Raw genomic sequence first — 15921 nt, 5'->3', positions numbered from 1 at the left:
AATGAGGAATATATTTATCGCAGCCATGATGCTGCTTACCATAACAAATGCTACCGCGCAGGAAACTGCACCCAAAACCGCCTATGCAGGCGGCAACGCAGCATTCGTTTACCACGCTTTCCCGCCGGCATCGCCAAAGGCGCCTGACAATGGTTTTACAGGCGTGAAGTTAGAGCGCGAGGACCTCGCCGCACCCGGCAAATGGGTTACCATCAGCGAAACTCATTTCCCCGAGAATGCGGGCGAATTGATGTTGAACTACAGCCGTGCTGCCCGTTTCTTCCCCGGTGCAGCCGAACTAAGGTTCGACCCCGCTGCATCATTCAGTAAATACCAGCGCTACAAAACATTAGATTCGCTGGCCAACGAACTGGCCTACACGCCCGAGCAAATGGCCTTTAATATTTTACTTGCCGATACTACCGTGCAAAAGGGGCATAGCTACCGCTACAAAGTAAGCCAGAGCGGTGCGCCTAACGGCAAGTGGTTTTACACCAACAATATTAAATACCCCGATGTTATTGATACTAAAAAGCCGGTTTACGCACGCAGGCAGGTAGAGCAGGCAGCTATCCGTATAGAGTGGGCTGCCAAAGGAGAGTTTCGCCCTATGAAGATGCGTGTGTACCGCCGCAGCGATAACGATAAAGAGTTTAGCGAGATACGCCCTTACACTTCGGTCGATTTAAAAGGCGACTCCATCAAATACAGCATCCGCGACGAGAACGTGGTTTACAGCAACATGTACCACTACTATATTACCCCGGTGAATGATTTTGGCGGCGGGGGCAACATCGTTTCAGATACGGTGCACGCTACTTGCATGGAGTCGCGCAATTTGTTATCGCCCCAGTACGTTATCGCCGGCCCCGATTCTGCGAAACAGGCTGTAGTGGTCCGCTACCGCCTGCCCGAACCGCAATACATTGGCAGTGTAGCCATCATGCGCAGTGCTAATTACGACAAGGGCTACGAGCGCGTGGGACTGAATGCCGCTACTGACAGCACCTTTACAGATAACCGTATAGAGCCCGGCGTTAAATATTATTACTATTTGGTAATGACCGACAAAATGGGCCGCAATGCTACCCGCAGCGTAAAAACCTTTGGCTTTTACCAAAGCGCCGGTAACGATTTCCCTGCCCGCTTCGTCCGTGCCGAGCGCAAGGGTAAAACCGTACTGCTTAGCTGGCAATACCCCGACGAGCGTATGAGCGGTTATTACGTGTACCGCTGCGAGGGCATTGGCGGCCAAATGAAACGCCTCACCGTGCTGTTGCGCGAAAATGATAGCCTCTATGTAGACACCTTTAAATTCCGCCCCGGCTTTACTTACGGTTACGCCGTACGCAGCGAGAACCTGAGTAATAAAGAAAGCCGCAATTCTAACATCGCCTACATCCGTCCCGCCGGGGCAGACTCGGACATGGTGGCACCTAAAGATATACAGGCGGCTGCGCAGGGCAACGCTATCCGCCTCACCTGGGCCGATCTGCGCCAAACCAATAATACCGTTAGCGCTTACCGCATTGTCCGCTTTACCTCTGGTGAAACACAGCCGCAATTATTGCAGGCCAATTACCCTTCGGCGTTTTCTACGTATGTAGATTCCACCGCTGTGGAAGGGAAAAGCTACGTGTATGCCATCGCTGCGGTAATTAACGGCAGTGTAAGCCTTGCTAACCAAAGTAACACCGTTCAGCTAAGGGTTGAGAATATGCCGCCACCTGCCGCGCTAACGGCCTATTCATCGGCCAAGGGGGTAAACCTGCGCTGGGGTAAGGTGGTTGATGAGCGCGTGAAATACTTTGTAATATACCGCTACGTAAATGGCGGGCAACCGGCTGCCATAGCCACATTGCCGGCAAATACCTATGCGTATACCGATGCTGCGGCTGCTAAAGGTGTTTCTAACTATTATTTCATCCGCTCGGCCGGGGCAGATAAAGTAGCATCGGCAAAAAGCAGTAACGAGGCTTTTGCCGATTAGAATAATTTTTGGATAGAGGAGTAATGCAAAAAGCGCTTGTGGCAACACGGCGCTTTTGCCGTTATACGCCTACAATGTAAGTTTCAAACTTACAACGGGAAGCCTTGTTTGGCCAGTCCGTTAACTATTTCGGTGCGGCTTTTATTTTCAATACGCATTAAAAACTCAATGGGGCCACCCTCGGCACCGCAGCCAAAACATTTAAAAAAATTGTTTTGCGGGGTTATCATCAAAGAGGTGGTATCATCTTTATGAAAAGGGCAGCGGGCCTTCAGCGCTTTACGGCTTTGCTGCAGCAATACGTGTTTAGAGGCTATTTCAACCAAGTTTAAATTTTCGGGCATACAGGGTCAGTAAAATGTGCCCTCAAACATAGCTAAAGCGGTTTTTGGCTGCAATGGGTGTGGAAAAGTTAGTTGTTCGCTCGTTGCCAAACCCTTTGAAAAAGCAAAGCCTCACTCGGGGGCTTTGTAACTAATTGTGATGTAGGTATATTAATAAGCGGGGCTTAATTACCTTTTGTTGCACGCTCCACAGCTTGCAGATCCTTCACATTTAAACTGCCGTTTCTGATGAGGCCCACTACGCCGCTGGTGGCTTCTATCAATACTATTTTAATATCTACACGATAGTTGCGCAGGTATTGGTCGCTGTCGAAATCGGCAGTTAGCAAACCTTTAACCTGCACGGCATCGCGCCCGGCGGCCGATGAATATTCTATGTTTCCGCTGCCTATGCCGTCTGTCATAAAGGGCAGGCCTTTCATGGTGCTCAGGTTCCAGATATCGTTGGCGGCAAGGCGGTCTTTGATGTAAACAAGCACTACACCGCTGTTGGCAATGGCCAGGTAACGGTCGGGCGTGTAATTTTTACTTGCCGAAAAGCGGTACAGCCCATCGGCTAAATTATCGAACCTTATGTTCTCCAGTGCCTGGTTGCTGTAGGTATAACTCCATGCACTGCCGGTGCCGGGTGTTCCGGGAGCGCCTGGTGCACCTGTATCTCCGGTGTCGCCTTTATCACCTTTGTCTCCCTTGTCGCCTTTGCTGCCCTGCGGGCCTTGTGCACCGGTATCGCCTCTGTTGCCTTGCGGGCCGGTAAGCCCGTCTTTACCGCACGATGCCATCATGGCGGCGGTTACTATCATTATTGCTAATAGTTTTGTTTTCATTGTAACGGTGTTTATGATTTGTATAGGTATTTATTTGCGTTGTTTTAGGCCGACAGGCAGAATTCGTTGCAACGGGCAGGGGCAATGCTCGCCAATGCTTTTTTGAGCATGGTGCGTGCCCGGCAAACGTTCACGCGCGATTGCAGTATGCTGATGCCCGTCATCTCGGATATCTCCTGATGCGAGTAGCCCTCAATAGCAAACAGGTTGAAGGGTACGCGGTAATGCGCAGGCAGGCGGTTGAGGGTATACAGCAGGTCGTCGGTATCGTGGCTGCTGGTGTGGGTAGCGACGATGTCTGCGTGGTTGTCCTGCATTTCGGTGGTTTGCATGCCCGCTTTGTTTTTGCGGTAGGCGCTTATAGCGGTGTTCACCATTACACGCTGTAGCCAGCCTTCAAAACTGCCCTCGCCGGTGTATTGGGTTATTTTGGTGAATATCTTTACAAAGCCTTCCTGCATAATGTCTTCCGCTTCGGCCGTAGTGTTGGCGTAGCGGCGGCATATAGCAAGCATTTTACCCGCAAAGCGGTTGTATAGTTGTTCCTGTGCCTTGCGGTTTTGGCTTTTGCAACCGGCAAGCAGGTTTTCAATTGTGATGGTGGTGGTCATGTGGCGTATTGCTTTATTGAAAGCAAAATTAGCTTTGGCCATAACCGGCATCAATCACATAAAAATGGGATATGTAAAAGGAGGGATTTCTTAGTAATTGTTTTTCAGGGCTTTGGCTACGGCCTCGCTCTTGGAGTTCACATGCAGTTTCTCGTATATCTTTTTAATGTGCGAGCGCACGGTATCAATGGAGATGAACAAGTCGGCAGCTATCATTTTATAGCTGTGCCCGTTCACCAGCAGGCCAAGCACGGTACTTTCCCTTTCGGATAGGTTGAATTGCTCTACCGGGTTGCTATGGCCGCTGAACATTTTGAGTACCTGCGCGGCTATGGAGGAGGTCATGGGGGCGCCGCCTGTTTGTGCATCCTGTATATATTCCAATAGCTTGGCAGGCGGGGTTTTCTTCAATAAATAGCCGTTAGCGCCGTTTTTTATAGCTTCGAAAACGTTTTGGTTATCGTCAAAAACCGTCAGCATCAGTATTTTAACATCGCTGTTTACTTTGCGGATGCGTTTTAATCCTTCCAGCCCATCAACATTCGGCATGTTAATGTCCATCAGTATCACGTCAGGCTGCAGGCTTTGGCATTGCGCTACAATATCGCTGCAATCGGGGAAAGAACCCACAAACTCAAAGCCTTCGGTACCGTTCAGCAGTATCGATATCCCATCTCGCAGTTGCGAATTATCTTCATAGAGTAGAACTCTTATCATAGGTAAAAATTGATAATGCAAATTAGCCAAGCTTTGCCGGCTTAGCAATCACATATTTATGTTATGGGTATTTTTAGCCTCAGGCGCGTGCCACTGCCGGGTTGCGATGATATCTCAAAATTACCGCCCATGGCCTGCGCCCGGTTACGCATGTTGGATAACCCGTTTCCGCTGCTTGCGGTGGCCTGATCAAAGCCAATGCCGTTATCTGTAATAGTTAGTTGCATGCCCGACTGGCTTACCACAAATTCTATCTTCACATGCGTTGCCCCCGAGTATTTTACCAAATTATTCAGCGCCTCCTTAAATATCAGGAACAGGCTGCGTTTTACGTCCATATCCAGCTTTACTGCGGTAAGCTTGTCGTCGTTCAAAACGGTATAATCGATATCGCGTGGCTCCAGCACGGTGGCCGCGTACTCGCGCATGCGGGCCACAATTTTGGGCATGGTATCGTTTGCGGGGTTTATACTCCAAACAATATCGTCCATGGCATCCATCATTTGGTTACTGTTGGTGCTTATGCGGCTCAGGTAATCTTTCACGGTGCTATTTTCGGCGGGGAGTTTTACGTTGGCCATCTCGCTGAGGATATTGATGGAGGTAAGGGTGGATCCCATATCATCGTGCAGGTCGCGGGCCACTTTTTCGCGCAGCCGCTGTACCGCCAGCAGCCTGTTTATACGCAGGCGGTAGATGATATAAACCGGGATAGCTGCTAAAATGCAAATCAACACCACAAACCACCAGGTTTGCCAAAAAGCTGGTTTAATGTAAAAACTAAAGCTGGTTATATGTGCCGATGAAACCCCATCCGGGCTAACGCATTTAACCGAGAAGGTGTAATGCCCGGGCGAAAGTGCCGCGTAAGACGCCGTGAGCGTATTCTCTGCTCTTATCCATTCTTTACCGGCACCATCCAACATGTAATAGTACCGCAATTTATCGCGCAGCTTAAAACTAAGCGATGCAAACTGTATGGTGATATTGTTCTGGTCGTGCAGTAATTCCAATCCGTTGATAGTATTGGTGTTCAGGTAACGGTCGAACACTTTTACATCAGTAATGGTAACATCGCGCGGGCGAATGATATCGCGCAGGGCATCAGGGTTAAATATTACAAAACTGCTGCCACCGCCAAATACCAATTCTCCGGTGGCGAGCCGGCAGCTATGGTCGAGCATGTTACGAAAATCTATGGTACTTAATAGGCCATCCTTTTGATCGTATGCCCTAAACGTTCCCGACTTAAAGTTATATCGCGCTACGCCGGCCGTCGTTGCCATCCACAATTGCCCGCGCTTATCCATCTGCAGGGTATTCACAATGGGTTGTGGTAGCCCGCTGAAAACATCCAGCGTGCGTACAGTATTGCTTTTAAAGTTGAGCAATTGGATATTCTCAGAGCAGGCAACGGCGAACAGGCTATCGTTCACCTCTACAATATCGCGAATGCGGCCGGTGAAAAGGCTGTTGCCACGGCCAGGGTTATATTGGCGAAGTACCTTGTTGGTTTGCGGGTTAATGATGGTGATGCCTTCGTTATTATTGCCTATCCATAAGCGGCCTTGCTTATCGAACAGTAAGCGGGTAACAATAGGGGCCGGGCGCTGCATAAAGGTGAACTTGCCATTAATATCACGTTTGATCACGCGCCCGCTTTGCAGCCCGAACCACAAGTTATTTTGCTTATCGATAGCTATTTGCCTGATGGTACTTTTGCGGAAGATGGTATCATCTATCACCACGCTTTTGCCGGTTGCGGGGTTCAGGTCTATTAATTTACCTTCCTGGCAGCCAAACCACAGGTGATAAGTTAGAGGATGCTCCAGCATATCCCAGGGTGTCATAAGTGCAGCTTCATTATTAGCAGCTCTCGCATATTGTATTTGCAATTCGGTATCGGGTGTAAGCCGCAGATTTTTCGCCATAAGTAGGGGATACAGCCCCTTTCCCCAGGTGCCAAATACCAGTTTTCCATTGTGCAGCTGCTTCGCAAAGGTGATATCGTTGTTAGTGGTCTGTACGTTGCCATGGCGTATTTTATCCTCTATTACGTTGCCGTAATACAAGCCATGGTCGGTAGCTACCCAAACATTTTTGTCGGTATCTTCAAAAAGCTGGCGCACGGTAGTAAAACTTATGCCGTAGTTTTGGTCGGCACTGTTGTAAAACTGGTAAAAGCTATCGCTTTCATCATCGGCTACGTTGAGCAAATTACGTCCGTAAGCCCACATAAAGTTGCCGTACTGTGCCATACCGTTTACTTCGTAATAGCCGGGTACGTTGGGCTCTACCATCTTCTCTGCTATTTTATTGGTACCGGGGTCTACGCGAAGCACCCTTTGCGCCCCGGTGGGCGGCCAGCTGGTATACCAAAAGCGCCGCTGCTTATCCATGTGGATTTGCAGTATGTATTTGGTATCGATGGCATTTAATAAACCAATCTTCAGCGGGTTGTAATTGTGATGATAAAATTGGCGGGTTTTGCTGTCGTACACGCCAACACCCTCCACACCGCCTATCCAGTAGCGGCCTGTTTTGATATCTTCAAATACCGCAAAGGGCTTCCAATTGGCCGGCATGCCTTTCAGCGCCTGCCAGGGCTCAAATTTGTTATTAGCCGGATTATAAGCGAATATACCGAAGCCGAAAGCTGTGGCAAACACCTGCCCGTGGCTATCTGCCCAGATACCATAATTATCATTGGGCATGGCCGATACATTGGCCATCTGGAAGGTGTTGTTGGCAAAATTATAACGGCCAATATTTTTACCCATGCGTAGCCACATGTGATTGTCGCTATCGCCAATAATTTGGCTCACAGGCAGTGCAGGCAGGCCACGGTTGGTGGTTTCTTTATATATGTGGATGAATTTATTGCCATCGTAGCGCTGTAGCCCGGCTTCGGTGCCTACCCAAATGTACCCTGTTTTGTCCTGCCAAACACAGTTAACAAAATTGGAATTGAGCCCGTCGTTTATGGAGAGCCGCGAAAAGATGATCTCGTTACCCCGGCAACAAAAGGCGCATAAAACAAGCGTAATTATGGTAAAAAGGAAAGGTTTTAAGCGGGCGGCAACCATGTTTTTGGTTTAAATATGCAGCAAGCCTAAAAATAACAGAATTTTTGGTAAAATGGCATCACATAAATATGTGATTATGGGTGGCTAATTCGTGATTTTTACCGCAAAGCACGCAAAGAAAAAACGCAAAGAGCGCAAAGTTTTTTAAGCTATACACTTAAATCTTTGCGCTCTTTGCGTTAATCGAATATGCATTCTCTGCGGACTTTGCGGTTAAATAACCACCTTACCTATCAGAACCCGCTATCATCCAAAGCAAAAGTATTCTTGCGCTCTTTCCATTTGCCTTTGGTAAAATCAGGGAACTCAATAGAAGCGTTGCCTTTTTTAAGCGACTCGGTTGATAGTGGCGTAATTACACTCATGGTAACCGAATCATAAACATCTATAGGGGTTTGTTTTTTCTGTTTAACGGCCTCGATGAAGGCGTTGAAAACGAACCAGTCCATACCGCCGTGGCCTGCGCCTTCGGCTTCTTTCTCGTATTTCTTCCACAGCGGGTGGTCGTACTTGTCGAACCAAACTTTCGCCGGGTCCCAAACATCATCCTGTTTCGATTGATGGTCGATGTATACGCTCTTGTTCACATCCATCCAGATGCCTTTGGTACCCTGTACCCTAAAACCCAGCGAGTAGGGGCGGGGCAGGTGCGTATCGTGGCTCAGCAATAGCGTCTCGCCGTTGGCGCAATTGATCATGGTGGTGGTAACGTCGCCATTCTTGTAGTTTATTTTGGCGTTTTTATGGCCGGGGGCTTGTTCTTCTACATAAGCCGCCAAGCCGCGTGCTTTTGAGCTGAACGATACCAGGTTGGTAAAACGGTTACCCGCATTAATATTGGCGTAGTGCATGCATGGGCCAGCACCGTGGGTTGGGTATATATCGCCATCCACATCAATATTATATTGAGTGCGCCATTGGGCCTCGCTCAGGGAGTTAGGGCCAAACTCTACACCACCGCCGTAGTATTGCTTACCATTGTTGAACAATACATTGCGCAGGTTGTGCTGATAGCCGCCTTCAAGGTGTACTATCTCTCCAAATAAACCCTGGCGCACCATGTTCAGCGCGGCCATTACATCGCGGCGGTAGCAAACGTTCTCTAAGGTCATGTATGGTACGCCCGTTTTTTCCGACGTGCGAACAATGTCCCAGTGCTCTTCAACCGTTAAACCTGCAATAACTTCGCAGCCAACATATTTGCCGGCCTTCATAGCATCTATCGATTGCTGGTAGTGAAATGCCCATGGGGTAGCAATAATAACGGCATCAAGCCCTTTATGCTCAAGCAGGCGTTTGTAGGCATCAAGACCGCCGGTGTATTCTTTAACCGGGCCATGGCCTTGCTTGGCAATAAATTCGCGGCATACCTTCAGCGAACTTTCCTGTATATCGCAAACCGCGGCAACTTCTACATCGTCGCGCAGCAAACCTTCGGCAACGTGGCTCATACCGCGGGCACCAACGCCAATGTAACCTACTTTTACTTTTGTGGCTGCAGTTGCGGCAAACAAAGTACCCGAAGGCAAAATAGTAAGGCCCGCAGCGGCTATGGCACTATTCTTTAAAAACGTTCTTCTTTCCATAATTAAATGATATGTATGCTGGTTGTTTTGTTTACAATTTGTTGCCGTGGCGTTTAGGCTGCATGGCTATTTTACTCACCCCGGGTTCGCTGTCGCTGTCCGACCCTCTCTTCCTGCGGAAAAGAAGGTAAGCTTCAACTCCTGCACCCTCTTTGCGAAGCAGAGAGGGTCGACGCCCGCGAATGGCGGGCCGTCGGGGTGAGTTGCCTCGCCGGGAAGGCACGCTACCGTTCCTCACTTTCCAAATGTATAAATTTTAGTTGTGTGTTCGCACACATCAATAAATATTTTACAAATTTTTATTTTCGATAGCTGTTTTGAGCCCCATTAAATGCCCGCCTTGTATGTGTGTGCGAAATACATTTATTGTGTGCGATGGTACACACATTTAACATATATTTGCACAGCTTTAAACCAACCACCCGTAAAAGATGCCTGCGCCAAAAAACACCATCGTTAGAATTAAAGATATCGCCGCCAAGGCCAAAGTGTCTACAGGAACGGTTGACCGTGTTATACATAACCGTGGCCGCGTGGCAGAGGATGTTAAAGAACGCGTACTAAAGATACTGAAAGAACTTAATTACGAGCCAAACATTATGGCCCGTATGCTGGGTAGTAAAAAACAGTATGTGTTTGCCGCGCTACTGCCCGATCATTCGTACGATGCCTTTTGGATGGCACCAAAACTGGGTATAGAAAAAGCTGAACATAACCTTAAGCAGTACGGTGTAAGCGTAGAGCAGTTTATGTTTAACCCGCACGATCCGCAGGATTATGTAAAGATGGCCACCAAGCTTACCAAGCGCCAGCCCGATGGTATTTTGCTTTCGCCGATCTATTATAACGAGACGCTGCCATTCTTTGAGAAATGGAACCAGGAGAATATTCCCTTTGTGTTGTTTAACACGCAGATAGCCGAGTATGATCCGCTGAGCTACATAGGGCAGGACTCCTACCAAAGCGGCTTGCTGGCCGCCAAGTTGGTGCACTACGGCCAGCCAAACCCATGCTCGATACTGATAGCGCACATTGACGAAGAGATACACAACGCGCAGCACCTTGTTAAAAAGGAGCAGGGCTTCCGTAACTATTTTATACAGCAAGGGCTGGAGCATCATTATAATATCATCAGCGTAGAGCTTAACCGCTCGAGCCAATCGGGCTTTATTAAGAAGCTTGATGATATTTTAGAAAGCACGCTCGACCTGAAACAGATATTTGTAACTACATCGCAGGCTTATGATGTTGCCAAATACCTTAACCAAAAGCACGTTAAAAACATCAAGCTGATAGGGTACGATTTAATAACCCCGAACCTTTACTACCTCGAAACCGGCGAAATAAGCTTCCTCATCAATCAAAACCCGAAAGGGCAGGGGTACTGGGGTATACAGCAACTGGCAGAGCACCTGGTGTTCAAAAAAGAAGTTCCTATCCTGAAATACCTTCCGCTGGATGTGGTGACCAAAGAAAACCTCAATTACTTCCGCGACGAAAAGGACGACAATTTTGTAGAAATTTAATTTCTGCCGGGTATTGCCCCGAAAAGAATTTTGATATATTTGTGTGCGGACACGCAAAATATCATCCATACTTTTTATGCCGCCAAAACTCACCTGCTCAAAATTACCCGAAGAGTTCAATGACTCCGGGCTTCCTGTTGTTTCTGTTGCTTTGGATGGATCTCCACAAACCGAGCTCGCTAATGCACCCTGGGGTGTCACCGGGCAAATGCCTGATGTCCAGTTTTCGCTGGCTTATGACAATGGCGCTATTTATTTGAAATATTTGGTAATTGAGCCAACCGTTAGGGCAGAGGTAGAAGAGATCGGTGGCCCGGTATATGAAGATAGCTGCGTAGAGTTTTTTATTGCCTTTGGCGATGCTGAGGCCTATTACAACTTCGAGTTCAATAGCCTTGGCGTTTGCCTGGCGGGTTTTGGTCCGGGTAAGCAGCGGCAGGTATTTCCTGTTGAAGCAGTATCAAAGATAAAAGTACACGCCGTTTACCCTGAGCAAGACGAACTAACGGGCTTATTCCACTGGTCGATAACTATCAAGCTTCCGCTGGATGCATTCATCCATCATCAAATAACAAGCCTGCTGGGGCAGAGCGCCCGCGTTAATTTCTACAAATGCGGCGATCTGCTGCCAAACCCGCACTTCCTCACCTGGGCACCCATAGAGCACCCATTTCCTGAGTTTCACTTGCCACAGTTCTTCGGTAAGTTGGTGTTCGCCTGATCAAGGCCTAAACGATTCACTTTAGTGTGGATTTAGCCTATTTCTAATCGGTGAAATCACCTCCCTGTATCCGTGTAATCCCCAAAAATAAAAATATTTTCAAAAATGTGTGCGCACACGCAAATAAATCGTATGTTTGTGAAGTGAATGATTTGAAGTTGTATAAATGAACTCGTTTTGAACTCTGATGAGTTATTTTCTAAATGCGTGTTCGTGCACTAAATGATATCCATATCAATACTAAACCAAATAAAAATGAGCGATTTGAAACAAGGGAAAATATTAGTCACCGGTGGTACGGGCTACATTGGCGCGCACACGGTGGTAGAGCTGCAGAATAGCGGCTATGAGGTTATTATTTTAGATAACCTATCCAACTCTAATATTAAAATACTCGATCAAATAAAAGCCATCACCGGCAAAGCGCCGGAGTTTATCAAACTCGATTTGCGCGATAAAGCGGAATTGTTTGAGTTTGTTGCTACTTATCTTGATATAACCGGGCTTATACATTTCGCCGCCTCTAAATCGGTAGGCGAATCGGTTAAGCAGCCTTTGCTGTATTACGAGAATAATATCTCTACATTGGTAAATCTGTTGGGCGCTTTCGCCGGGCGCAAGGTTAACTTCGTGTTCTCTTCATCCTGCACGGTTTATGGCCAGCCGGATGTGTTGCCTGTTACCGAAACCGCGCCCGTTAAAACCGCCGAATCGCCGTATGGCAATACCAAACAAATAGGCGAGGAGATACTGCGCGAAACTGCCCATGCAAGCGATGGACTAAACGTTATCGCCCTGCGTTATTTCAACCCTGTTGGTGCACATGCTTCGGCTTTGATAGGCGAGCTGCCAAATGGCGTACCCCAAAACCTGGTGCCTTTTGTAACCCAAACCGCCATATGCAAGCGCGAAGTACTCACCGTTTACGGTAACGATTTTGACACGCCCGATGGCAGCTGCATCCGCGATTATATACACGTGGTGGATCTGGCGAAGGCCCACGTAGCTGCCCTCGCACGCATGGAAGCCGGCAAAATGGCCTCGCCTTATGAAACCTTTAATATTGGCACGGGTAACGGTAATTCGGTTTTAGAGGTGGTGCAGAAGTTTCAATCGGTTAACAAAGTGCAGCTGAATTACCGCATTGGCCCGCCGCGCGAAGGCGACATTGTAAAAATATGGGGCAATGTAGATAAGGCTGCTGCTGAATTAGGTTGGAAAGCCGAACTGGGCATAGAAGATATGCTGAGCTCGGCCTGGGCATGGGAGAAATACATCAACAGTAATCCTTTTTAAACCATGGCAAAGTTAAAAGGTATCATCATCTTATCGGCACTGCTTTGCTTTGCGATTAATTTGCGTGCGCAGGTGAGCTACAGCGGCTTGCAACCGGGCAAGGCATCGGTTACCCAGGCGAACGGGCAGGTAACCTTGCAAAACAATGTGCTCAGTTTAAAGCTGGCAGCAGGCAGCAAGCTAAGCCTTACTTCGTTCCGCGATAAGGTTACCGGTTTGCAGCAAGCCTTTGTTAATACTCCACTTTTCGAACTTACTCTGGCTGATGGGAGAACCGTTACCTCGAACGAATTTTCGGTCGGTACAAAACCACAACTGGTCGATGGTAACAAGATAGTGGCTATGCTAACAAATACTGCCCAAGGCATTACGGTTAAGTGGTCGGCCAGCCTTGTCGATGACGATAATTTTGTGAAGCAAACTTTTACTTTTTCGGCAAAGGATTCGGTTAAGGTAACAAATGTGGTTTTGGTGAACCTGCCTTCATCAGCCGCAATAAAGCAAGTGGGTACGGTAGATGGTTCGCCGCTGGTTAAAAATACCATGTTCTTCGCGCTGGAACACCCCATGAGCCAGGTGAGCCGCAATGGTAAAACCGTTTCCATCCTTTTACCAAGGCAAGGCGCATTAACCGATGCCGAGCCGCTTACCCTCTCTGCCGTTTATGGCGTTACACCCAAAGGGCAATTGCGCCGTGGCTTTTTGTACTATACTGAACGCACAAGGGCGCTGCCGTTCCGTCAAATGCTGCACTACAACTCCTGGTTCGATCTTTCCTGGGTTGACCGTAAGCTGGATGAAGCCAGTTGCCTGGCCCGCATCAAAACCTTTACCGATAGCCTTATCAACAAACGCCACGTAAAAATGGATGCCTTTTTGTTTGATGATGGTTGGGATGATAATAAGTCGCTCTGGCAATTCAACAATGGGTTCCCCAATGGTTTTACCAAACTTGCCGAAGCAACCAAAGCCAGCGGCGCTGCATTGGGCGTGTGGGTATCGCCATGGGGCGGGTATGATGAGCCTAAGTTACAGCGATTGGCTTACGGCAGACAGCAAACACCACCGTTCGAAACTAACGAGAATGGTTTCTCGCTCACCGGTCCGGCTTACAACAAGCGCTTCCGTGCGGTAACCACTTCGTTTATTAAGGACTATAACGTTGGCATGTTCAAGTTCGATGGCGTGGGTGCGGGTAACGGTGCCAATGGTGCCAGCATCACTTATCAAAAAGATATTGAGGCCTTCCTGAAGCTAATCAATGGGCTTCGCGAAGAAAGCCCCAACCTGTACCTCAGCCTTACTGTGGGCACCTGGCCATCGGTTTATTGGCTCAAGTACGGCGATGCCATTTGGCGCGCGGGCGATGATACGGGCCTTGCCGGCAATGGCGCTAAACGCCAGCAATGGATAACGTATAAGGATGGGCAGGCCTATCAAAATATCGTAAAACGTGCGCCGCTGTTTCCGCTAAATTCGATAATGTACCACGGCGTTTGTATTGCCGCCAACGGCCTGCCCGGCAAGCTGGAAACCGACGATAAAAACATAGCCGACGAAATTTGGGCTTTCTTCGGCAGCGGCACCGGCTTGCAGGAGCTTTATGCGGATCCTAATAAACTTAATACTGCTAATTGGGATTGCCTGCAGTCGGCGGCTAACTGGTCGCGCGCCAATAAAGCCGCCCTTGCCGATGCGCATTGGGTAGGCGGCAACCCGTTAAAAGGCCAGGTATACGGCTATGCCGGCTGGGCTAATGGCACGGGTGTACTTACGTTACGCAACCCAACGGCCAAAACGCAGGTATTTACGGTTAACGTAAAGGATGTGTTAGATTTGCCCGCCGCGGCTGCCTACCGCTTTTACAATGCGCGTAATGCCAAACACCCGCAATGCTATGTGGGGCGCAGTTTTAAAGTAAGCCTTGCGCCTTACGAGGTAAAGGTGATGGATGCCAAACCATTTTAAATTACTGGCAATTAATATATATCATAAAGGATAAATTAACTTGCAGCACAAATGCATAAAGAGGAGATGAAGTATAATTTTTCGGATATCATTGCACAGTTCAGCATCGGTGCCGATGCTTTTGAGCTGGTGCCATTTGGTTCGGGCCATATCAACGATACCTATCGTGTGAAAACCCCTGCCAATGGCCGCGACTACCTGCTGCAAAAGATAAACGATTATGTATTTAAGGATGTGGACGGGCTGATGAATAATATGCTGTACGTAACCAACCACCTTAAACAAAAGGTTGCCAAAGCAGGCGGCGACCCCGATAAAGAGGTTTTAACGCTGATACCCTGCAATAACGGCTTGTACTACTGCCGCGATGCCGAAGGTGGCTATTGGCGCATGACCACCTTTTTGCACAACACCAAAAGCTACGACTTGGTTACTACCGGCAACCAGGCCTACCAGGGAGGCATGGCCTTTGGCAGGTTTCAGTATTTGCTGTGCGATATGAGTGCGGCTATGCTGGTAGATACCATCCCTAATTTCCTGAATATCGAGTTCAGGCTGCAGCAATTGGCCGACGCTATTCGGCACAATGCGGCGGGGCGGCTCGAAAAGGTAAAACCCGAGGTGGATTTTTTATTGAGCCGTGCCGATGGGATGCGGGATATTTTGCAATGGGGCAGGGCAGGCATACTGCCGCTGCGCATTACCCATAACGATACCAAATTCAACAACATCTTGCTGGATGAGCATGATAATATTCAATGCGTGATAGACCTGGATACCGTGATGCCCGGCTACGTAGCTTACGATTTTGGCGATGCTATCCGCAGCATCATTAGCACCGCGGCGGAGGATGAGGCCAATTTGGATGCCATACAATTGAATATCCCGCTGTTCGAGGAGTTCACCAAGGGCTATCTCAATCAAACCATTTCGTTTTTAAGTGAGCAGGAACTTAAATCGCTCATTAAAGGCGTGTTGTTGCTGCCCTACATGCAAGCGGTAAGGTTTTTAACAGACTACCTCAATGGCGATGTTTACTACAAAATTCATTCGCCTAACCATAACCTGCAGCGTACGCTTGCCCAAATGCAATTGCTGAAGATGCTGGAGTTGAATAAGGTAAAGCTAACGGCTATTATAGAGCGCGAGTGGTTCGGTTCGTACAATAACCGCGTTTTGTCGCCCGACCACGAGCTGATGCCTGCCTTCCAGAAATCAACCCTGAATTATCAAACTCAAAAAATATAGA

General features: G+C 48.3%; 12 protein-coding genes. 6 read left to right on the top strand and 6 right to left on the bottom strand.

Going from position 1 to position 15921, the window contains the following annotated elements; translation table 11 throughout:
• Position 1: 1 nt before the first annotated feature.
• A complete protein-coding gene (locus BC343_RS13330) occupies positions 2-1990 on the top strand; it encodes a fibronectin type III domain-containing protein (RefSeq protein WP_078348277.1) in 1989 nt (662 codons plus the stop codon).
• Positions 1991-2079: 89 nt separating this feature from the next.
• On the opposite strand, the gene BC343_RS13325 is transcribed toward BC343_RS13330, so the two are convergent.
• The 6 genes from BC343_RS13325 to BC343_RS13300 all read right to left on the bottom strand — a co-directional run bounded on the left by BC343_RS13325 (position 2080) and on the right by BC343_RS13300 (position 9161).
• Positions 2080-2334: a CHC2 zinc finger domain-containing protein gene (locus BC343_RS13325; RefSeq protein WP_078348276.1), complete on the bottom strand. Its 255-nt coding sequence runs from the start codon at positions 2332-2334 to the stop codon at positions 2080-2082.
• Positions 2335-2498: 164 nt separating this feature from the next.
• Complete coding sequence (locus BC343_RS31380; protein ID WP_202909786.1) at positions 2499-3161, bottom strand: collagen-like triple helix repeat-containing protein; 663 nt, start codon at positions 3159-3161, stop codon at positions 2499-2501.
• 44 nt (positions 3162-3205) lie between these two features.
• Entirely contained in the window at positions 3206-3814 is a 609-nt protein-coding gene (locus BC343_RS13315; protein WP_162276869.1) for an RNA polymerase sigma factor, read from the bottom strand.
• A 48-nt stretch (positions 3815-3862) separates the two neighbouring features.
• Positions 3863-4489 carry a response regulator gene (locus BC343_RS13310; RefSeq protein WP_078348274.1) on the bottom strand — a complete coding sequence of 209 codons (627 nt, stop codon included), beginning with the start codon at positions 4487-4489 and terminating at the stop codon, positions 3863-3865.
• Positions 4490-4545: 56 nt separating this feature from the next.
• Positions 4546-7575 (bottom strand): sensor histidine kinase, encoded by a 3030-nt coding sequence (locus tag BC343_RS13305; protein WP_078348273.1) that lies wholly within the window; start codon positions 7573-7575, stop codon positions 4546-4548.
• 233 nt (positions 7576-7808) lie between these two features.
• Entirely contained in the window at positions 7809-9161 is a 1353-nt protein-coding gene (locus BC343_RS13300; protein ID WP_078348272.1) for a Gfo/Idh/MocA family protein, read from the bottom strand.
• Positions 9162-9592: 431 nt separating this feature from the next.
• On the opposite strand from BC343_RS13300, the gene BC343_RS13295 reads away from it, so the two are divergent.
• The 5 genes from BC343_RS13295 (at position 9593) to BC343_RS13275 (ending at position 15920) form a co-directional block, all read left to right on the top strand.
• The gene (locus tag BC343_RS13295; RefSeq protein ID WP_078348271.1) at positions 9593-10687 is read left to right on the top strand and encodes a LacI family DNA-binding transcriptional regulator; all 1095 of its coding nucleotides are present in this window, start codon (positions 9593-9595) and stop codon (positions 10685-10687) included.
• 76 nt (positions 10688-10763) lie between these two features.
• On the top strand, positions 10764-11408 hold the full coding sequence (locus BC343_RS13290; protein WP_078348270.1) for a carbohydrate-binding family 9-like protein: 645 nt from the start codon (positions 10764-10766) through the stop codon (positions 11406-11408).
• 255 nt (positions 11409-11663) lie between these two features.
• Entirely contained in the window at positions 11664-12704 is a 1041-nt protein-coding gene (galE, locus tag BC343_RS13285) for a UDP-glucose 4-epimerase GalE (RefSeq protein ID WP_078348621.1), read from the top strand.
• A 3-nt stretch (positions 12705-12707) separates the two neighbouring features.
• Entirely contained in the window at positions 12708-14672 is a 1965-nt protein-coding gene (locus tag BC343_RS13280) for an alpha-galactosidase (protein WP_078348269.1), read from the top strand.
• Between the two features lie 51 nt (positions 14673-14723).
• Positions 14724-15920 carry a phosphotransferase enzyme family protein gene (locus tag BC343_RS13275; protein WP_238381770.1) on the top strand — a complete coding sequence of 399 codons (1197 nt, stop codon included), beginning with the start codon at positions 14724-14726 and terminating at the stop codon, positions 15918-15920.
• Position 15921: the final 1 nt, after the last annotated feature.

The sequence above is a fragment of the Mucilaginibacter pedocola genome (assembly GCF_002013915.1).
Lineage (GTDB): Bacteria > Bacteroidota > Bacteroidia > Sphingobacteriales > Sphingobacteriaceae > Mucilaginibacter > Mucilaginibacter pedocola.
This window is presented reverse-complemented; position numbering and strand designations above follow the sequence as displayed.

What these genes read in the sequence shown, in the direction of transcription:
- BC343_RS13330 (WP_078348277.1), top strand. Translation starts at nt 2, where the DNA reads ATGAGGAATATATTTATCGCAGCCATGATGCTGCTTACCATAACAAAT.
- BC343_RS13325 (WP_078348276.1), bottom strand. Translation starts at nt 2,334, where the DNA reads ATGCCCGAAAATTTAAACTTGGTTGAAATAGCCTCTAAACACGTATTG.
- BC343_RS31380 (WP_202909786.1), bottom strand. Translation starts at nt 3,161, where the DNA reads ATGAAAACAAAACTATTAGCAATAATGATAGTAACCGCCGCCATGATG.
- BC343_RS13315 (WP_162276869.1), bottom strand. Translation starts at nt 3,814, where the DNA reads ATGGCCAAAGCTAATTTTGCTTTCAATAAAGCAATACGCCACATGACC.
- BC343_RS13310 (WP_078348274.1), bottom strand. Translation starts at nt 4,489, where the DNA reads ATGATAAGAGTTCTACTCTATGAAGATAATTCGCAACTGCGAGATGGG.
- BC343_RS13305 (WP_078348273.1), bottom strand. Translation starts at nt 7,575, where the DNA reads ATGGTTGCCGCCCGCTTAAAACCTTTCCTTTTTACCATAATTACGCTT.
- BC343_RS13300 (WP_078348272.1), bottom strand. Translation starts at nt 9,161, where the DNA reads ATGGAAAGAAGAACGTTTTTAAAGAATAGTGCCATAGCCGCTGCGGGC.
- BC343_RS13295 (WP_078348271.1), top strand. Translation starts at nt 9,593, where the DNA reads ATGCCTGCGCCAAAAAACACCATCGTTAGAATTAAAGATATCGCCGCC.
- BC343_RS13290 (WP_078348270.1), top strand. Translation starts at nt 10,764, where the DNA reads ATGCCGCCAAAACTCACCTGCTCAAAATTACCCGAAGAGTTCAATGAC.
- galE (WP_078348621.1), top strand. Translation starts at nt 11,664, where the DNA reads ATGAGCGATTTGAAACAAGGGAAAATATTAGTCACCGGTGGTACGGGC.
- BC343_RS13280 (WP_078348269.1), top strand. Translation starts at nt 12,708, where the DNA reads ATGGCAAAGTTAAAAGGTATCATCATCTTATCGGCACTGCTTTGCTTT.
- BC343_RS13275 (WP_238381770.1), top strand. Translation starts at nt 14,724, where the DNA reads ATGCATAAAGAGGAGATGAAGTATAATTTTTCGGATATCATTGCACAG.